This window comes from Erythrobacter sp., from assembly GCF_011765465.1.
In the GTDB taxonomy this organism is placed as follows: domain Bacteria; phylum Pseudomonadota; class Alphaproteobacteria; order Sphingomonadales; family Sphingomonadaceae; genus Erythrobacter.
Window position 1 is genome coordinate 416,025 of record NZ_CP050265.1, and the last position, 18,910, is coordinate 434,934.

The 18,910-nt window shown below is 67.6% G+C and carries 17 protein-coding genes; 7 read left to right on the plus strand and 10 right to left on the minus strand.

Annotated features, from left to right (window positions below):
* Positions 1–73 precede the first annotated feature (73 nt).
* Genes G9473_RS01955 through G9473_RS01965 form a run of 3 tightly spaced genes read right to left on the minus strand, consistent with a single transcriptional unit; the run spans position 74 to position 3,587 of the window.
* On the minus strand, positions 74–1,357 hold the full coding sequence (locus tag G9473_RS01955) for an N-succinylarginine dihydrolase (RefSeq protein WP_291135458.1): 1,284 nt from the start codon (positions 1,355–1,357) through the stop codon (positions 74–76).
* Complete coding sequence (locus G9473_RS01960) at positions 1,339–2,367, minus strand: arginine N-succinyltransferase (protein ID WP_291135460.1); 1,029 nt, start codon at positions 2,365–2,367, stop codon at positions 1,339–1,341. Before G9473_RS01960 ends, G9473_RS01955 begins: the two co-directional genes overlap by 19 nt.
* Positions 2,364–3,587: a hydrolase gene (locus tag G9473_RS01965; protein ID WP_291135462.1), complete on the minus strand. Its 1,224-nt coding sequence runs from the start codon at positions 3,585–3,587 to the stop codon at positions 2,364–2,366. The genes G9473_RS01960 and G9473_RS01965 overlap by 4 nt, the downstream gene beginning before the upstream one ends.
* A 148-nt stretch (positions 3,588–3,735) precedes the next feature.
* Here G9473_RS01965 and G9473_RS01970 point away from each other — a divergent pair, with 148 nt between their 5' ends.
* Together G9473_RS01970 and G9473_RS01975 are read left to right on the plus strand one after the other, a co-directional pair.
* On the plus strand, positions 3,736–5,832 hold the full coding sequence (locus G9473_RS01970; RefSeq protein WP_291135464.1) for a malate synthase G: 2,097 nt from the start codon (positions 3,736–3,738) through the stop codon (positions 5,830–5,832).
* 76 nt (positions 5,833–5,908) lie between these two features.
* Positions 5,909–6,346, plus strand: a complete 438-nt coding sequence (locus G9473_RS01975) for an ion channel (protein WP_291135466.1) — start codon at positions 5,909–5,911, stop codon at positions 6,344–6,346.
* Here G9473_RS01975 and rsmA read toward each other — a convergent pair.
* The 4 genes from rsmA to G9473_RS01995 all read right to left on the minus strand — a co-directional run bounded on the left by rsmA (position 6,336) and on the right by G9473_RS01995 (position 12,091).
* Positions 6,336–7,160: a 16S rRNA (adenine(1518)-N(6)/adenine(1519)-N(6))-dimethyltransferase RsmA gene (gene rsmA, locus G9473_RS01980; protein WP_291135468.1), complete on the minus strand. Its 825-nt coding sequence runs from the start codon at positions 7,158–7,160 to the stop codon at positions 6,336–6,338. The two genes, G9473_RS01975 and rsmA, sit on opposite strands and share 11 nt — an antisense overlap.
* Positions 7,157–8,179, minus strand: a complete 1,023-nt coding sequence (gene pdxA, locus G9473_RS01985) for a 4-hydroxythreonine-4-phosphate dehydrogenase PdxA (RefSeq protein ID WP_291135469.1) — start codon at positions 8,177–8,179, stop codon at positions 7,157–7,159. The genes rsmA and pdxA overlap by 4 nt, the downstream gene beginning before the upstream one ends.
* A 16-nt stretch (positions 8,180–8,195) precedes the next feature.
* Positions 8,196–9,551, minus strand: a complete 1,356-nt coding sequence (locus G9473_RS01990) for a peptidylprolyl isomerase (protein ID WP_367159273.1) — start codon at positions 9,549–9,551, stop codon at positions 8,196–8,198.
* Between the two features lie 176 nt (positions 9,552–9,727).
* The gene (locus G9473_RS01995; RefSeq protein ID WP_291135471.1) at positions 9,728–12,091 is read right to left on the minus strand and encodes an LPS assembly protein LptD; all 2,364 of its coding nucleotides are present in this window, start codon (positions 12,089–12,091) and stop codon (positions 9,728–9,730) included.
* A 192-nt stretch (positions 12,092–12,283) separates the two neighbouring features.
* Here G9473_RS01995 and G9473_RS02000 point away from each other — a divergent pair, with 192 nt between their 5' ends.
* The 5 genes from G9473_RS02000 (at position 12,284) to ndk (ending at position 15,487) form a co-directional block, all read left to right on the plus strand.
* Complete coding sequence (locus G9473_RS02000) at positions 12,284–13,741, plus strand: leucyl aminopeptidase (protein WP_291135473.1); 1,458 nt, start codon at positions 12,284–12,286, stop codon at positions 13,739–13,741.
* Between the two features lie 14 nt (positions 13,742–13,755).
* Positions 13,756–13,899: a DUF2256 domain-containing protein gene (locus tag G9473_RS02005; RefSeq protein WP_291135475.1), complete on the plus strand. Its 144-nt coding sequence runs from the start codon at positions 13,756–13,758 to the stop codon at positions 13,897–13,899.
* Positions 13,896–14,330 (plus strand): DNA polymerase III subunit chi, encoded by a 435-nt coding sequence (locus tag G9473_RS02010; RefSeq protein WP_291135477.1) that lies wholly within the window; start codon positions 13,896–13,898, stop codon positions 14,328–14,330. Before G9473_RS02005 ends, G9473_RS02010 begins: the two co-directional genes overlap by 4 nt.
* 62 nt (positions 14,331–14,392) lie before the next feature.
* A complete protein-coding gene (locus G9473_RS02015; protein WP_291135479.1) occupies positions 14,393–14,902 on the plus strand; it encodes a hypothetical protein in 510 nt (169 codons plus the stop codon).
* Positions 14,903–15,064: 162 nt separating this feature from the next.
* The gene (gene ndk, locus G9473_RS02020; protein WP_291135481.1) at positions 15,065–15,487 is read left to right on the plus strand and encodes a nucleoside-diphosphate kinase; all 423 of its coding nucleotides are present in this window, start codon (positions 15,065–15,067) and stop codon (positions 15,485–15,487) included.
* 62 nt (positions 15,488–15,549) lie between these two features.
* Here ndk and G9473_RS02025 read toward each other — a convergent pair whose 3' ends face one another.
* Genes G9473_RS02025 through purM form a run of 3 tightly spaced genes read right to left on the minus strand, consistent with a single transcriptional unit; the run spans position 15,550 to position 18,843 of the window.
* Positions 15,550–16,764, minus strand: a complete 1,215-nt coding sequence (locus G9473_RS02025; protein WP_291135494.1) for a sulfotransferase — start codon at positions 16,762–16,764, stop codon at positions 15,550–15,552.
* Entirely contained in the window at positions 16,761–17,741 is a 981-nt protein-coding gene (purN, locus tag G9473_RS02030; RefSeq protein WP_291135496.1) for a phosphoribosylglycinamide formyltransferase, read from the minus strand. The genes G9473_RS02025 and purN overlap by 4 nt, the downstream gene beginning before the upstream one ends.
* A complete protein-coding gene (gene purM / locus G9473_RS02035; RefSeq protein WP_291135498.1) occupies positions 17,734–18,843 on the minus strand; it encodes a phosphoribosylformylglycinamidine cyclo-ligase in 1,110 nt (369 codons plus the stop codon). Before purM ends, purN begins: the two co-directional genes overlap by 8 nt.
* Positions 18,844–18,910: the final 67 nt, after the last annotated feature.

Below are 18,910 nucleotides of genomic sequence, written 5' to 3' on the forward strand. Positions count from 1 at the left end.
GTGGGCCTTGCTGGTTAACGTGGCCGCGATTGTAAGCCCATCCGACGCCAGCCTGCAAATGCGTTAACCATGGTCAGGCGAGTTCGCCGAGGTCGAGCGCGTCGAGAAGTGCATCGCGCGCGGCAACCACCTGCTGCGCGAGCGCCTCGCTGCCGATATCGCCGGGATCGATCTGTTCGGGCCAGGTGTGCGCGATGACGCGTTCGATGCGCTCCGCCTTCGCTTCGTCGAGCAGGAAACGCGGATCGATCCTTGCCGGGTCGCACACGACGCGCAACCGCAGACAGGCCGGCCCCCCGCCATTCGCCATGCTCTGGCGCACATCGACCGGGATGACCTCGCGGATCGGCCCGTTCGAGGCCATCAGCCTTTCGCAATAGCGCCACACCGAAGCGCTCTCGCGGCATTCCTCGGGCACGACCAGCGCCATTGTGCCATCCGGCAGGGTCGGCAATTGCGCATTGAAAAGATAGGTCCGGATCGCTTCGGCAAGGCTGACCTCGCTCGCGGGCACCTCCACAAGTTCGAGCGCCGGGAAAGCCGCGCGGATCGCTTCGTAGGCGTTCTCCCGATTTGCGAAGGCCCGTTCGTGGACGAACAGCACACGTTCGTTCGCCACGGCGACCACGTCATTGTGGAAAGCGCCTGCCTCGATCGCTTCCGGGTTCTGCTCGATGAAGACGCACCTCGCCGCGTCGAGGCCGTGGGCACGGGCGACGAGCCGGCTCGCCTGTTCGTGCTGGCGCGCGGGGAAGCGGCCTCCGCCTCTTTCGGAAAGGGGCCTGCCGTAGACGAACACTTCGACCCCGGGTCCGCCGTGGCTTTCGCACAGGCGCATATGGTTGGCCGCGCCCTCGTCGCCGAAGGTCGGGGGGACCGGATCGTGAACCGCGAAATGCGCTCTATCGGCGAAGGCGAGATCGAGCTGGCGTTTGGTGTCAGGCCATTCCTGCGCCCTGTGCAGCATGGTGACGAGGTTGGCCGGCGTCAGGTGGCAGCGCCCGTCCGCCGTGTCGGGAGCGGGCGAGACGGTCGCGGCGTTGGCGGTCCACATACTCGAAGCCGACCACGGCGCCGCGCGCAGGGCCGGGTCTTCGCTCCCGTCGAGCGCCAGCCGCTCGATCAGTGCGGTATTGGGGCGGGGGAGGGGGACGAAAAAGCCCTGCACGCCGAGCCGCGCGAGGTTCCCGCGCATCTTGGCGAGCCCCTGCAGCGCCGCCGCGCGCGGAAAGGACGGATCGCCCCGGTGGCTCGCGCTCGCGATATTGCCGAGGCTGAGGCCCGCGTAATTGTGGCTCGGCCCGACGATCCCGTCGAAATTGATCTCGACCAGTCCGCTCATCGCGCGACGCTCCATACCTCGTCGCCTTCGCCCACATCGAGCGCGTCTGCCGCGGTGCTGTCGATCGCGATGGTGAAGCCGTTTTCCTCGTCGCCCGACAGCGACCGAGCGCCATAGCAGGCGCGGAAGGTTTCGAGCCGACCGGTCGCGAGGATCGCGCGTTCGCCCTCGGCAAGATCGATCCCGCTCACCGTCGCGCGCACGCTCTGCTTGACGCTCGTCACCTCGTCGGTGCGCGCGATCATCGTCGGGCCGCCGTCGAAGATGTCGACATAGCCTTCGTAGCTGAAGCCTTCGTTCTCGAGCATCCGCATCGCCGCGCGCCCGGTCGGATGGGGCACGCCGATGACGCTTCTCGCATCGTCGTCGAGCATGGCGACATAGACCGGGTGCTTGGGCATGAGATCGGCGATGAACTGGTTGCCGTTGATCGCGTTGAAATAGTCCGCTTCCTGGAAGCTCATCCCGAAGAAACGCCCCGCGACCCCGTCCCAGAAGGGCGACCCGCCGCGCTCGTCGATGATCCCGCGCAGTTCGGCCAGCACCTTGTCGGCGAAACGCGAGCGGTGCATCGCGATGAACAGATAGCGCGCGCGGGCGAGCAGCAGGCCGAGCCCACCGGCGCGTTCGTTGGGGTGGAGGAACAGGCCGCCGACTTCGGAAAAGCCCTCGAGATCGGTGACGAGACTGAGCATTTCCGCGCGCACCGTGCGGTCGAGCTCCTTGGAATATTGGGTCAGTGTGTTGAGCCGGTACGAATAGAACGGCCAGCGCTGCCCGACCTGCGTCATCAGCTGGCTGGTCCCGCGCACGGCGCCTGTCTCATGGTTTTCCAGCACCAGCACGAATTGTTCGGAAGCGAGTTCGTCCGATGTATTCGCGAACGCTTTCGCCGCGGCCTCGAGCTTGCCCTTGAGCGCGGCTCGATCGGGCGGAAGGTTGGTGAAGCCTCCGCCCGTCAGCTTCGCCATTTCATAGAGGTGCTCGAGATCCTGGGGGCGCGCGGCGCGCAGGCGAAAGGTCACTTCGGTTCTCCTTTGCCCGCCCCATGCTCGGCCAGCGCGCCCTCGGCAAGCCGTTCGATGACGCGCGCGGAAAGCGCGGCGCGTTCGGCAAGGCTGGGGACGATGAGGTATTCGTCCGATGAATGGATCGCGCCCCCGCGCACGCCCATCGTGTCGACGACCGGCACGCCGCAGGCGGCGATGTTGTTGCCGTCGCACACGCCGCCGGTCGATTTCCAGCCGATGTCCTGGCCCAGCTCCGCGCCGCATTGGCGCACGAGGTCGAACAGCGCCTGCGCGCGCGCATCGACCGGCTTGGGCGGGCGGGTCACGCCGCCATGACGATGGACCGCGACTTCGTGCACGGTGGCGATTTCATCGAGAACGCCGTCGAGCGCCGTGTCGAAGCCCTCCATCGCCGCAGTCGATTTCGGGCGGATGTTGAAGCGCAGCAGGGCATGGCCGGGCACGACGTTGTTCGGCCCGCCGCCTTCGAGCTTGGCAGGGTTCACGGTAATATCCTCACGCTCGAGTCGCTTCAGCCGCAGGATAAGGTCGGCCGCGGCGACCAGCGCATTGCGCCCGTCTTCGGGATTGCGCCCGGCATGAGCGGAGCGCCCCTTGAGCGTGATCGAGTAATTGCCGGTCCCCCCGCGTTCATGCGCCAGCGTCCCGTCGGGGAGTGCAGCGGGTTCATAGGTGAGCGCGGCTAGCTTGCCTGCGGCGAGCTCGGCGATGAGGTCGGCGCTGGCGAGCGAGCCTGTCTCCTCGTCCGAATTGATCAGCACATCGTAGCCGAGGCTGGACGCCGCAGGGCGCTGCTCGAACGCCAGCAGCGCGTGGAGCATGACCGCGATGCCGCCCTTCATGTCGGCAACGCCGGGACCGTTCAGGGTATGATCGTCGAGCCAGCGCTGCTGCTGAAAGGGATGGTCGGGCGGGAAGACCGTGTCCATGTGGCCGGTCAGCACGATCCGCCGGTTCGCGCCGGGCCTCACGCGGACGACGAGGTGTCTCCCATTCGCCTTCTCGTATTCGCTGCCGTCGGCGGCGATGGCGATGACGGGGGCGGGATCGACCAGTTCGACCGAGCCGGGCAGGACGGAAAACGCCTCGGCCAGGGCGTCGGCCTGCCGGGCGAGCCCGTCGAGGTTGCCGGTGCCGGTGTTGATCGCGCTCCACGCCTTGACCTGTTCGAGCATGGCGGCGGCATCGATCGCGGGGGCGGGGCGGGTATCCATTGCCGCTTCCTAGCGGTCCCGGCTGGTCCTTCCAACCCGCGGAACCTGTTTCGCCGCCGCCGTGTTGCAATCCTCGAGGCGCTTCGCCATAGGGCGCCCGTCCTCCTCCCCGGGACCCGTTTCACGCGAGTCATGAGGACATGAGACAATGGCAGAAATGATCGATCGCGCGGGCCTTTCCGTGGACGGCAGGCTGGCGGATTTCATCGAGCGCGAAGTGCTGGGCCCGCTGGGGCGCGACACCGAGGCGTTCTGGGAAGGCTTTGCCAAGCTGCTCGCCGATTTCGCGCCGCGAAACGCCACGCTCCTCGAAAAGCGCGAAGACCTGCAGCGCCGGATCGATGCCTGGCACGAAGAGCGGCGCGGCCAGCCGCATGATGCGGCGACATACCGCGCCTTCCTCGAGGAGATCGGCTACCTCGTCCCCGAGCCGGGCGACTTTTCCGTCACGACGCAGAACGTCGATCCCGAGATCGCCACGATGGCGGGCCCGCAGCTGGTCGTCCCGATCCTCAATGCGCGCTTCCTGCTGAACGCGGCGAATGCGCGCTGGGGGAGCCTGTACGATGCCTTCTACGGCACCGACGCGCTCGATGCGCCGCCACCAAGGCCCGGTGGCTACGACGAGGAGCGCGGCGCGGCGGTGATCGCGCGGGGGCGGCAGTTCCTTGACGCGACCTTCCCGCTCAAAACTGGCAGCTGGAGCGAAATCGCCGGGCCCGACGACATCGAGCTGGTCGATGAAACACAGGCCGTCGGCACGACCGAAAAGGGCTTGCTGTTCGTCAACAACGGCCTCCACGTCGAAATCGTGTTCGATCCCGAAACGCCCGTCGGCAAATCCGACACGGCGGGCATTTCCGACATCGTGATCGAAAGCGCGCTCACCACCATCGCCGATTGCGAGGATTCGGTCGCGGCCGTCGACGGGGAGGACAAGCTGCTCGCCTATTCGAACTGGCTCGGCGTGATCCGCGGCGATCTTGAGGAAAGCTTCGAGAAGGGCGGGAAAACGCTCACTCGCAAGCTTGCAGGCGACAAGACCTATACTGCGCCGGACGGCTCGACGCACAGCCTGCCGGGGCGCAGCCTGCTGTTCGTGCGCAATGTCGGCCACCTGATGACCAATCCGGCGATCCGCCTGCCCGACGGCTCCGAGATCCCCGAGGGCCTGATGGACGCGGTCTTCACCAGCGCGATCTCCACGCTGGATGTCGAGGGCCATGCGAAATACGGCAACAGCCGCCGGGGCAGCATTTACATCGTCAAGCCCAAGATGCACGGGCCGGAGGAATGCGCCTTCACCAACGACCTGTTCGACCGCGTCGAGGACCTGCTCGGCCTCGCGCGCCACACGATCAAGGTCGGGGTGATGGACGAGGAGCGCCGCACCAGCGCGAACCTTGCCGCCTGCATCCACGCGGTGAAGGACCGCATCGTCTTCATCAACACCGGCTTCCTCGACCGCACCGGGGACGAAATCCACACCTCGATGAAGGCCGGGCCGATGATGCGGAAAGGCGCGATGAAGGGCTCGGCCTGGCTCCAAGCCTACGAGGCGCGCAATGTCGCGATCGGGCTGCGCCACGGCCTTTCGGGCAAGGCGCAGATCGGCAAGGGGATGTGGGCCGCGCCCGACATGATGGCCGACATGATGGAGCAGAAGATCGGTCATCTGCGCGCGGGCGCGAACACGGCCTGGGTTCCCTCGCCCACCGCCGCGACCCTCCACGCGCTGCATTACCATGCCGAGAATGTGTTCGAGATCCAGGCGACGCTGCCTGAGGCTCCGAGCCTCGACGCGCTCCTGACCATCCCGCTAGCCGAAAACACGAATTGGCCCGAGGACGAGCTGCGCGAGGAGCTCGACAACAACTGCCAGGGCCTGCTCGGCTATGTCGTGCGCTGGATCGACCAGGGCGTGGGCTGTTCCAAGGTGCCGGACATCAACGATGTCGGCCTGATGGAGGACCGCGCGACCCTGCGCATTTCCTCGCAGCATATCGCCAACTGGCTCCACCACGGCGTCGTCAGCGAGGAGATGGTGATGGATTCGCTCCATCGAATGGCCGCCAAGGTCGACGCGCAGAACGCGAACGACCCGCTCTATCGCCCTCTCATCGGCAATGAGGACGGCCCAGCGTTCAGCGCGGCGAAGGACCTGATATTCAAGGGGGTGGAGCAGCCCTCGGGCTATACCGAGCCCCTGCTGCACCACTGGCGGCAGGTCGCCAAGGCGGATTGAGCGGGCGGCGACAGGGCGTTTCGCAAGCACGCCTGCGGCAGGAACAACACGCCCGCGCCGCCTGTTGGTCCGGGAGATGACACAAGCGGAACTTCACGTCCTGGGCTTGGGCATCGCCCTGCTCTTCGCGTTCGGCGGGATCCATCTCGCCGGGCTCGAAGGCATCCGCTGGGCCAAGCCCAAGCGCCACCGGCACAGCCCGCTCGGCCTGTTGCTGACCTTCTGGGGATTGGCGCTGCTGCATATCCTCGAAATCGGCATCGCCGCGGGCGCGATCGCCTGGCTGCTGGGCGATCCGGCCTACGGGATGCTGAGCGACGGGGTGAACGGCAGCGACGCCGCCGACCTGCTCTATTTCGCCGGGATCAGCTTTTCCACGCTCGGCTATACCGGGATGGACGCGCATGGGCCGATCCGGCTGATGGTGATGATGCTTTCGCTGTCGGGCTTCATGCTCATCACCTGGTCGGCGACTTTCATCTACACCATCTGGGGCGAGACCTTCAGGCAGTAAGAGCGCGGGCTAGAGCGACGAATTCGGCGACGCTGACGGTTTCGGCGCGGCGCGTTTCGTCGATGCCGAGGCGGCCCAGCGCATCGAGCGCGCCGGGGACGCCCTTGAGGCTCTGTCGCAGCATCTTGCGCCGCTGGCCGAAGGCGGCTTCGGTGAGGCGTTCGATCATGCGCGCCGAGACACCTGCGGGCATTTCAAAGGGCGTCACGTGGACCACCGCGCTCATCACCTTGGGCGGCGGGGTGAAGGCGCTGCGGTGAACCTTCATCGCGAGGCGGGCCTCGGCGCGCCACTGCGCTAGCACAGCGAGGCGGCCATAGGCGCTGGTGCCCGGCGCGGCGACGATCCGTTCGGCCACCTCGCGCTGGAACATCAGCGTGAGCGAGGTCCATGCGGGCGGCCAGCCCTCGCCCGACAGCCATTTGACGAACAGCGCCGTGCCGACATTATAGGGCAGGTTGGACAGCACGGCGAAGGGTTCGCCGTCCATGACCTCGCCGTGGTCGAGCTTCATCGCATCGCCTTCGATGACGGTCAGTTGCCCCGGAAAGGCTTCGCTGAGTTCTGCGAGAGCGGGCAGGCAGCGTCGGTCCATCTCGATCGCGGTGACGCGGGCACCGGCGCGCAGCAGCGCGCGGGTGAGCCCGCCGGGACCGGGGCCGACCTCGAGCACGGCCTTACCCGCAAGATCGCCGGGTATAGCGGCGATTCGGGCGAGCAATTGCTCGTCCATGAGGAAGTTCTGTCCCAGCGCCTTGGAAGCCGACAATCCGTGTCGGGCGATGACCTCCCGGATCGGGGGGAGGGTGGTCATGCTCTCGCCCGCGCGGCCGCGCATTCCGCCGCCATGCGGATCGCGGCAATCATCGCGCCCGGATCGGCGATCCCCTTGCCCGCGATGTCGAAGGCGGTGCCGTGGTCGGGCGAGGTCCGGATGATCGGCAGGCCGAGCGTGACGTTGACGCCCTCGTCGAATTCCAACGCTTTCAAGGGGATGAGCGCCTGGTCATGATACATACACAGCGCCGCGTCGTATGTGCCGCGCACGCGCGAGGTGAACAGCGCGTCGCCCGGCACGGGGCCGGTGACGTCGAGACCTTCGTCCTGCAATTCCCTAATCGCGGGTTCGATGATCCGCGCCTCCTCGTCGCCGAACTTGCCCCCTTCGCCCGCGTGTGGGTTGAGCCCGGCGACGGCGAGGCGAGGCCGCTCGATCCCGAAATCGCGCGTGAGCCCCTTGGCGACGATGCGCGCCTTGTGGGCGATGAGCTCGCTGGTGAGCAGTCCGGGCACTTCGGCGAGCGCACAGTGGACGGTGAGCGGCACGGTCCGCAAGCTCGGCCCGGCGAGCATCATCACCGCGTCGCGATAGGGCAGGCGGCAGGCATCGGCGAGGAATTCGGTCTGGCCCGGATTGGCGAAGCCGACCTTCGCAAGCTCGGCCTTGGCGATGGGCGCGGTGACGAGCGCCGCCGCGCTGTGCCCAAGCGCGAAACGCGTCGCATAGGTGAGCGAGGCCAGCGCGAGCCGCGCGCCCGCTTCGCTTGGGCTTCCCGGCGTATAGGGCGCATCGAGCCCGGCCATGACCGGGAGCCCTGCGGAAAAGGCGAACAGCGCTTCGGAAGGCTCGGCGATGGGGACGATCGGGCAGTCGAGCCCGCGCGCTTCGACCGCAGCGCGCAGGACCGCGGGACCGCCGACGACGAAGAAGGGATGCGGCGCGCCGCCCGCGGGCGCGGTCCGGGCGCGCTGGGTCCATGCCTCGGCGATGATTTCGGGCCCGATTCCGGCCGGGTCGCCGAGCGCGAGCGCGATGGGAGCCTCGCTCGTCATCCCCTCGCGCGCCCCGTCAATTGTATTCGATATAGGCGTCGTTGCGCAGGTCGCGCAGGTAACGCTGGGCGCGCTTGTTGATCCGCTCCTGCTCGATCTGGTCCATGATCTCGTCGAAATTCGGACCGCCGACCTGTTCGGGATCGTCGCGCCCGCACAGCATCAGCACGCGCACCCCTTCCTGCGGCGAGCCGAAGGGCGGGGTGGTCTGGCCGACCTGCATATTGAGGATGATCGCGCGCAGCTGTTCGGGCAGGTTCGCGGCGCGGATCTGGTCGTTCGAGACGACCGTCGCGCCCAACACGTCGCGCGCGCTTTCGGCATCGGAGCAGCTGCGAAGGTTGTTCACGAAGGCGGCGAATTCGTTGACCTTGGCCTCGGCCGCTTCCTGCGTCACGTCGGGTTCGAAGCTGATCGCGATCTGCTTAAGGCTGAGGATGGCATCGGCAGGGTCCGCCATCGCCACCTTGCGCTTGTTGATGAGGTAGATGATCGAGAAGCCGCCGGGGATTTCGATTGGGCCTTGGAGCTGGCCGGGCTGCATCTGCTGGAGCGCGGCGTCGAGCGCAGGCGGCAGCTGGCCGAGACGGATCCAGCCCAGATCGCCGCCGACGACTGCGGTGGTCGCCTCGGAGAACTGGCGGGCATAGGCGACGAAGCTGCCGCCCTGGCGCAGCTGCTCCATGATACGCTGCGCGTTCTGGAGCACCGCGGCGCGGTTTTCCTGTGTCGCCGAAAGGTAAATCTCGCCGACCCGGTATTCGTCCTGCCCCTTGGCCTCCTCGAGCCGTTCGAGCACGTCGTTGACCTCTTCGGCCGAGACGTTGACGAAGGGCATGATGTTGCGCCGCAGGAGGTTCTCCCACGCGATCTCGCCTTCGATCTGGCGTTTGAGCGCGGCCGGCGAAGATCCGATCGAGACGAGGTATTCGGCCATCTTTTCAGGCTCCTGCCCGAAATTCTGCGCCGCGAGCTGGGCATAGGTCTGTTCGACCTCGGCCCGGCTGACCGGCATATCGAGCGCCTCGGATGCCTGGATCTTGAGCGTTTCGTCGATCAGGTTGCGCAGCACCTGCACCCGCAGCCGCTCGAGCTCCTGGTCCGATACCTCGGTTTCCGAGGCCGAGGTGACGAGCGCCACGCGCTGGTCGATGTCGGTCCCGGTGATGACATAGCCGTTCACCACCGCCGTCGCGGTGCGGGTGTCCGGGTTTTCCTTGCCGAAGATTTCGATGTCGTCGGGAATGCCGAAAGGGTTGTCCGCGGTCGGCACGGCGACCGTCTGCGCCATGGCGGGCACGAGCGGAGCCGCGACCAGCGCCGCAGAGGTGAAAGCGGCACAGAAATTCTTCATCATGCTTGTCGAAGTCACTCGTTCGTTCCGTCCTGATTCGTCGGCGTTCCGGGCGGCCCCTCGCCCTTTTCGCCGGATCGCTCCCCTGCCGGAGCCGGGCTTAACCTGCGCTGAGTGGAGGTGCTGGTGGCCTCGGTTCTGACTGTCTCGCGGCGCGTGTAGCCCTTTTTGCCGCCGCTGCCAATTCGCGCGCCTCAGCGGAAACCGAGATTCCTCAGCGCGAAAAAGAGCTGGAAGGAATTGCCCCGCGCCGCGTCGCCCGCCGTGATGTAGTCGCGCCGCCAGGTGAAGCCGAATTCGAGGCAGTCGTCCTGGTAGGACACCCCGAGCCGGGTGCGGATCGGCTCGAACCCGTCGGGCGCGAAGACGGGGTCTTCCTCCGCGCTCGTCAGGTTGAACACGCCGGATCCGAACACCGCCCAGTTGTTGGCGAAGGCGACCCGCGCGGCGGCGCGGAATTCCTCGCGGTCCTGCAGATCCTCGACGGTCTGAATGTCGCGGTTCAAACGCAGGTAGCCCACTTCGAGATAGGTCCGGCGCGACCCGATCGCGGCGTCGATCTCGTTGCGACGAAACGCGAGGTTGTCCTTGTCGAGCCGGAAGCGATGGGTGAAGGCGAGGAAATCGCGGTAGCGCACCTCGGTCCGCCCGACGAAATCGGACACGCGCTCCGACAGGCCGGTGCCTACGGGGAAGATCTCCTGCTTGTCTTCCAGCCGGTAGGACTGGCCGACGGTGGTCTTGACCCGCCAGCCGGGCTTCTGCAGCTCCCAGTCGAGCCCCCAGGTGACCCGCGCGCCGTCCTCGACCCGGTCGTATCCGGGAAAGCGATTGAGCGCGAAGAGGTTGGAATCCTCGAGGTCGATCGCGCGCGCGTCCTCGTTGGGCACGGCAAGGTTGCGGATCGGCGGGCTGGCGACGAGCTGGAGGCGAGGCTTCAGGACCTGCGTGCCGCCGAAGGCTTCGCCGACGAAGGGCCATTCGATGTCGATCGCTGCCGTGGCGATGCCGCGCGCGGTCCAGCCTTCGTTGCCGCGATAGATCTCGGTCAGTGTCGAGCCGGTGTCGGAGGTGTGGTAGACATCGCCCCGCACCAGCGCGCTGAAGGTCACGACCTGGCCGAGCCCGGTCAGTGTCCTCAGGTCCCAGCGCGCCCCGGCGAAGGCGCGCTGCGTATCCTGCCCGTCGGTCCGCAGCAGCGCCAGCGTGTTGGCCTGCAGCTGGACCTCGCCGCCCAGCACCGGCTCCTCGATCAGGCGGCGATAATCGAAGGCGGGCAGGGCGATCGGGATCTGCCCCTGGTCGGCATTGATCCGGAGCGTCTGCGTCGCCCAGCCGGCGAGGCTGAGATAGGAGTCCTCGTCGATCCGTTCCAGGTTTACCGTCGAGCGCAGCCGGTCGTCGCGGCTGAGATCGTAGCGGCGCAGGAAGGTTCGGTCGCTCGCCGCGCGGATCGATCCGGTGAGGCTCCAGTTCTCGGCGAACTGGAAACGGCCATTGGCGAAAAGGTAACCGCGCGGGTCGCTTTCGGTCGTCGCCTGCCCGGTCAGGTCGGCGACGCGGCTCGACTGGGTGAGGTAGCCGGTGACCTGGTAAGCGCCCTTGTCCGTCAGATGCCGCCACTCGGCGCTGACCATGGGGGCGACGTCCGAGAAGACGAAGGCGCCCAGCGTCAGGTCCTTGTTGTCGGCGAGGCGCCAGTAATATTCGCCCGAAAGTTCGAGCCCGTTGACCTGCGTGACGCGGATATTGGGAATGAGAAAGCCCGACACCGCCTCGCCGTCGGTGTTCAATGCGAGGCCGGGGAGCGGGAGGATGCGCGCCCCGAACAACTCCAGCATCGCGCCCCGGAACCGCACGCGCTGTTCGTCGGGATCGTAGATCACCCGGTCGGCGGTGATGCGCCAGGACGGATCGTCGGCGCAGCCGTCCTCGCCGGTGACGGGGCAGGCGGTGTAGGCCGCGCGGTCGAGAAGGATCGTCCCGTCCTCCGCTCGCGCGGCCGAGCGCGCGGCGAGCCGCCCCCCGGCGCGCAGGGCGATGAGCAGTTCCTCCATCGCGCCGGCTTCGAATTCGTCGGTCAGCTCGATCTGGTCGGTGAAGAGCTGGTTGCCGCCCTCGTCGACGAAGCGAATATTGCCGGTCGCGACGATCCGCCCGCTGTCGCGATACCACACGACCTCGTCCGCGCGGACCGACCGGTCCTCGCTGCGCAGCACGACATCGCCGCTGGCGGTGACGATCTCGGCCTCGTTGTCGTAGGACAGGCGGTCGGCCTCGAAGGTTAGGATGCGATCCTTCCCGATCAGCTCCTCGCGCTCGCGCGAGAGGACGGGCGCGTCGAGCGAGGGGTCGGCATCCTGCAGGGCCGCGCCGAGAACGGGCGCCGCGATCGGTTCGAGCGCGGCGGCGGCTCCGCCCTGCAAAAGCGCCGCGGGACCGAGCCCGGCAAGGGCGAGAGTGCGGGCCAGCGGCAGCGGGGAGGCGGCACGGCGCAAGCGGGCGCGCGTCGCGCCGGGCGCGAAGTTGCGCGCGTGCCCCGTGAAACCAGCCGTCATGCCTTGCCTATTGCACCGCTCACGCCTAATCGCAATCGCCATTCACGGCCCGGTCCGCGCGTGCGAACCGCACCCTGCGAGCGCGTCCTTTTGCGCGGGAGCGATCAACCGTTTCACGCGTTGGTCGGGCCGAGCCGATCGCCAGAATTCCGCTCGTCCGGAGCCATCCGGCGGGCCCAGCCGGGAGACCCCATGAAGATCCGTTTCAGCGACAGCCCGCCCGCCAGCGTCCGGCTCTACGCCCGCATCGTGAACCAGGGCGACTTGCCGTCCGATTTGGACGCGACTCTTGTCGACGGCGCCAAGGCGGCGCGATTCAAGGGCAGCGCGGGGCAGGTCTTCGAGACTTTCTCGAGCGACGACGGCTCCTTGCGCCGGATCGCGCTGGCCGGGGCGGGGGAGACCGATGGGGCCGCGCGGCGGCTCAACATCGAGAAGGCGGGTGCGGCGCTGAGCGCCAAATATCTCGTCTCGGGCGAGAGCGAGATGGTGCTCGATCTCGGCCATGCGGACCTTTCGGGCGAGGAAGCGGCGGCGGCGCTGCTGGGCCTGCGCCTGCGCGCCTGGCGGCAGGACGCCTACCGGACGACGCTTCCCGCCGACAAGCGGCCGAGCCTCGAAATGGTCCATGTCGTCGGCGCTCCCGACGGCACGAAGGATGCCTGGGCCGAAGCCGAGGCGGTCGCCAGGGGGGTCGAATTCACCCGCACGCTCGTAACCGAACCGGCCAACAAGCTCTACCCGACGAGCTTCGTCGCAATGTGCGAAAAGGCTTTCGAGGGGACGGGCGCGGAGCTGATCGTGCTCGATGACGAGGCGATGGAAAAGCTCGGCATGGGCGCGCTGCTCGGGGTCGGGCAGGGGTCCGAACAGCCGAGCCGGATTCTCGCGATCCGCTGGAACGGCGGCAAGGCGGGGGACAAGCCGACCGTCTTCGTCGGCAAGGGCGTGACCTTCGACACGGGCGGCATCTCCCTGAAGCCGCCGCCCGGCATGGAAGACATGAAGTGGGACATGGGCGGCGCAGGAGCCGTCGCGGGCGCGATGCTGGCGCTGGTCGGGCGCAAGGCGAAGGCGAACGTGATCGGCGTGGTCGGTCTCGTCGAGAATATGCCCGACGGCAAGGCCCAGCGCCCCGGCGACATCGTCACCACCATGAGCGGCCAGACGGTCGAAGTGCTCAACACCGATGCCGAAGGGCGGCTGGTGCTGTGCGATGCGCTGCACTGGGCGCAGGAGGAATTCGACCCCGCGCGGATCGTCGACCTCGCGACGCTGACCGGCGCGATGATCATCGCGCTCGGCAACGAGCATGGCGGGATGTTCGCCAATGACGACGAACTCGCCGGCCAGCTCGCCTGCGCGGGCGAGGGCGTCGGCGACAAGTTATGGCGCCTGCCGCTCGCGCCCGCCTACGACAAGCTGATCGATTCGCCGATCGCCGACATGAAGAACGTGGGGCCGCGCGAGGCAGGCTCGATCACCGCGGCGCAGTTCCTACAGCGCTTCATCCGCAAAGGCACGCCGTGGGCGCATCTCGACATCGCGGGGATGGTCTGGTCGACCAAGCCGGGCCACACCTGGGACAAGGGCGCGACGGGTTATGGCGCGCGCCTGCTCGACCGGTTCGTCAAGGAAAGCGTGGAGTAGGGCGCTTGGGCAGGATGCGCAGGAAGGCCGATCTGCCGACCAAGACCTGCGCGTCCTGCGGCCTGCCCTTCGCCTGGCGCAAGAAGTGGGCGCGCGACTGGGACAACGTGCGCTATTGTTCGGAGCGGTGTCGGCGCAATAAGGGCGGCCAGACATGAAAGTCGATTTCTGGCAGCTATCGCGCGACCCCGCCCCTCGTGTCGTTGCGCTCATCGCGGAGCGCGTGCTGGCGCAGGGCGAGCGGCTGCTCGTGGTGAGCGCTGATGCCGAACAGCGCCAGCTCATCGCCAGGGCGCTGTGGGAGGCTTCGCCCGAAAGCTTTCTCGCCAATGGCCATGCAGGTGCGGCGGGAGAGGAACGCCAGCCCATCCTGCTTTCCGCCGATCCGGTCGCACCCAACGGGGCGAGCCACGTAGTCTTCGCCGACGGCACCTGGCGCGAAGCGGAGGGTTTCGCGCGGGCTTTCCTGCTGTTCGGCGAGGACACGCTCGAAGCCGCGCGCGCGACATGGCGTTCGCTCGACGGGCGGGACGGGGTTGAACGCTCCTTCTTCCGGCAGGAGGGCGGCAAATGGGTCAAGGCGGCCTGAAGGCTTGAACTCCTCGGCGGCAAGGCCGATGCTCTCGCACACGGAGCCATGAGGAGGCACTGATGGGCATTACGAGGATTGCGACCGCGCTCGGCGGCGCGCTGCTGCTGGCGGCCTGCGGCGGGCAGGAGGAAAGCGGCGAATTCACCACCGAGGACGGCGAGACCGGCGAATACACGATCGACCGCGACACCGGCGAAGCGCGGATGTCGGTCGAGACCGAGGAGGGCACCGCGACCCTGCGCTCGGGCAAGGACGTGCCGGTCGAACTGCCCGACGGCTTCTCGCTCTTCCCCGGCTCGCGCGTGACGTCCAATTCGGTCATCAACCAGGGCGAGCGCACCGGCAGCATGGTCATTTTCGAGGCCGACGCCGCGCCCGAAGATGTCATCGCCCATTTCCGCGAGCAGGCCGAAGCCGCCGGGGTCGAGATCCAGATGGATGCGAAAATGGGCGAAAGCCTTATGGTCGCGGGCGAGAACGAAGCCGAGGGGCTCGCCTTTCAGGCCAGCGTGACGGGCGACGAGGGCACGACGACCGGCCAGCTCTTCATCGGACGAATGCCCGAATAGGCGCGCAAATCCGCCGAACGCCCCATCGGGCTTGAACTGCCGCGCCGCCGGGGCTAAGCGCGCGCGCGACGAACCCGCGCCGGGACTCCGCGCCCGCGCCTCGCTTCTCTCACGCGCCCCGCAGCGCTCCTCTATCTCTCTCTAGTCCAAGGAACACGAACAATGGCGGTCACCCGCACCTTTTCGATCATCAAGCCCGATGCCACCAAGCGCAACCTGACCGGCGCTGTCACCAAGATGCTGGAGGAAGCCGGCCTGCGCGTCGTCGCGTCCAAGCGCATCCGCATGACCCGCGAACAGGCCGAAGGCTTCTACGCGGTCCACAAGGAACGCCCCTTCTTCGGCGAACTGGTCGAGTTCATGATGAGCGAGCCGGTCGTCGTGCAGGTCCTCGAAGGCGAGGATGCGGTGAAGCGCAACCGCGACGTGATGGGCGCGACCAACCCGGCCGAAGCCGCCGAAGGCACGATCCGCAAGGAATACGCCCTGTCGATCGGCGAGAACACGGTCCACGGCTCGGACAGCGAAGAAAACGCGAAGATCGAGATCGACTTCTTCTTCGACGAGGACGAGATCGTCGGCTGATCGCGCCGCTTCGATCTAATCGAAAGGGCCGTCCCCATGGGGCGGCCCTTTTCGTTTGCGCCTCAGCCCGCCCGCGCCTCGGCGAAACGAGCGAGCTGGTCCGAATGGGCGCGGTGGGCGCCGCGCTCGCTGCTCTTCATCTCGGCCCGCATCGCGGCGAGCGCGGCGGGTGACAGCTCGAGGCCGAGTTCGGCATAGGCGCGAGCGATTTCCGCCTCCCAGTCCGCGCCCAGCGCCTCGAAATCGAGCCGTGCCACGGGTCCGCGAAAGGTCGCAAGCGCCTTGGCCATGCGCTTCTCGCGCAGGTCGATCTTGTGCCGCCATAGCGTCTCGATCCGCGCAAGGTCGCAGGTGTCGGACTGGATCGCCATCTGGTTCGCCGCGAGGCTGACTGCGCTTTTCAGAACCGCCTCGCGCTCGCGCCGGGCGATCACCAGCCGCGCATCGGGGAACTGCGTGAGCAGGGCGGGCAGGTCCTCGGCGAAGGCGGGAACCTTCATCACGCGGGGAAGCTCCGCCACTCCCCGGTGCGCCGCGTCGGTCCGCAGCATCCGTGCGAACTCTCGGTAGATCGCCGCTGGGTCGCGCGCTTCGCTCCAGCCCGAATAGGACGGGATGTGCCATTGGGATTCGTAGATCGAGTGGTGCAGCGCCGCCGATATCCAGGCGAGCTCCTCCTCGGCGCGGGCCGGGGCCATGGGATGGATCGACTGGAGCCACGGGTTGAGCGCGCCGAGCAGGGCGAGGTCGAGCGCGCTCTTCGCCCGGTTCACGCCGAAGCGTGAGGGAACCGGGTGGTAAGCGTCGCAGTATCGCGTGTGCGAATGGGCCGGGTCCGCGGCGAGCAGCTTGTGGATGCGGGTCGTGCCCGAGCGCATATGCCCGATCACGATGATCGGCGCGGCGAGCCGGGTTTCGGCCATTTCGGGGCGCTTCGCCCACAGCGCTCCCAGGCGCAGGCGGTTGCGAATGGCGCGCACGAGCTGCCCGTGCGCCATGGCCCGGCCGAGCGGGTTGAGGGCGGCTTCCTCGCGCACGGCGCGCGTGAGCCGGTCCAGCCGTTCGCGGAAATCGGCGACATCGGCTTCCTCGCGCCCGGCTTGCTCCGCCGCTGCGGCCTGCGCGCCGAGCGGTCGCGCTGCAATCTCCCACAGGCCGCGCGCATCGAGCGAGGGTTCGGGCAGGCGGCCCTTAGCCCATGCATTGCCGAGCAGCGCGCTCGTCCGGTCGGCGAGCGGCGAACGCGCCAGCGGGTGATCGCGCGGCGGCACCTTCATCGGAACATCTCCGCCGCATCGTGCAGCTTCGTCAGCCGCGCCGGAGCGACCGCGCGCCAGCTGCGCTCGAGCCATTCGCCGATATGGTCCCAGTCGAGCCCCGGCCGGTCGAGGATCACGGCGACCCACCCGCTCGCCCCGTAATAGGGCGGCTTGAAATAGGCATCCGGCTGCGTCTCCACGAGGTTCGCCATCTCGTCCACGCCGCTCGTCTTGACCAGCAGCGCGATGCGCCCCCTACCGTGATCTCGGCCGCTGAAATAGGCGAAGAATTTGCCGGTCTTCGCCGAACCGACGCGAAATCCGGGCGCGCCGTGGCTTTCCTTTTCGTGCGTTTCCGGCAGGGCGAGAGCGAGTTCGCGGACCCGTGCCAGCAGGTAGCCCGGATCGCTCCCGCGTGAGACATAGTCGGCCAGCGCGCGCGGGTAGAGCTGGTGTTCGGCGATGCGGACCCGCACAGCGAGGGCTTCGGGTGTGTCGTCGGGGGCGATGGCGACGGGAAGCTGGGCGAGCACTTCGCCTGAATCGAGTTCGCTCGTAACGAGATGCACGCTCGCGCCGGCATGGCTGTCGCCCGCTTGAATCGCACGGGCGAAGGTGTCGAGCCCCTTGTATTTCGGCAGGAGCGAAGGGTGGATGTTGAGCATCCGGCCTTCCCAGCGCTTCACGAACCCTTCCGAAAGGATCCGCATATAGCCCGCGAGCGCGATATACTCCGCGCCTGCGTCAAGCGCGGCGGCCTCCATCGCCTCGTCCTGCGCCTCGCGGCTCACCCCCTTGTGCGAATGGGCGAAAGTCGGGATGCCCTCGAGCCGGGCGAGCGCCAGCCCTTCGGCGTCGGGGTTGTTGCTCGCGACCAGCACGACTTCATAGGGCGCGCCCGGCAGGCGGCTTGCGTGGAGGAGGGCGGCCATGTTGGTCCCCGCGCCCGAGATGAAGATCGCGACCTTCGCTCGGGGGCCGGGGTTGTCAGACATTGTGGACCGCTTCGAACGCCGAGCGCGCGCTCCAGGTGCCCTGCGACCCGCGCACGGTGCAGCCGCGCGGGCCGTCCTCGATAGCGCCGACGCGGAAGGCGGTTTCGCCTGCGGCTTCGAGCCGTTCGATCACCGCGGCCGCCCGCTCCGGCGCGACCGCGAGCACCATGCCGACCCCGCAATTGAAAGTGCGCGCGAGTTCCTCCGGTTCGATATTCCCCTGCGCTTGGAGGAAGGCCATGAGGCCCGGCTGCTGCCACAGGTCGGCATCGACCACCGCGTGTGCGCCTTCGGGCAGGATGCGCGGGATGTTTTCGAGCAGCCCCCCGCCGGTGATGTGGGCGAGGGCGTTCACTTGGCCTTCGCGGATAAGCGGCAGCAGGCTTGCGACATAGATCCGCGTCGGCTCGATCAGTGCGTCGATCAACAGGCGCTCGCGGTCGAACACCGCCGGGCGGTCCATCCGCCAGCCGAAATCGGCGGCGAGGCGGCGGACGAGCGAATAGCCGTTCGAATGAACGCCGGAGGAGGCGAGGCCGATGAGCACGTCGCCCGGCGCGACGCGCTCGCCGGTCAATTGTTCGCCGCGCTCGACCGCGCCGACGCAGAAACCGGCAAGGTCGTAGTCGCCGGGGGCATACATCCCCGGCATTTCCGCCGTTTCCCCGCCGATCAGAGCGCATCCCGCCTGCTTGCAGCCCTCGGCGATCCCCGCGATCACGCGCTCGGCGACGCCTTCCTCGAGCTTCCCGGTGGCGAAATAGTCGAGGAAGAACAGCGGCTCGGCGCCCTGAACGATGAGGTCGTTGACGCACATCGCGACGAGGTCGATACCGACGGTATCGTGCCGGTCGTGCTCGATCGCGAGTTTGAGCTTGGTCCCGACCCCGTCATTCGCCGCGACCAGCAGCGGGTCGCTGAAGCCTGCCGCCTTGGGGTCGAAGAAGCCGCCGAACCCGCCCAGATCGCTGGTCGCACCGGGACGGGCGGTGGCTTTCGCCAGCGGGGCGATGGCTTTCACCAGCCGGTTGCCCGCTTCAATCGAGACGCCGGACTGTTCGTAGGTGTAGGAACCCTTGGAGGGAGGGGAGGGATCGCTCATGTCCCGGTCCTTAGCCTTTCGCGCTTGGAATTCCACTCACCTTTGGGCAAAAGCGCGGCGGCTTTCC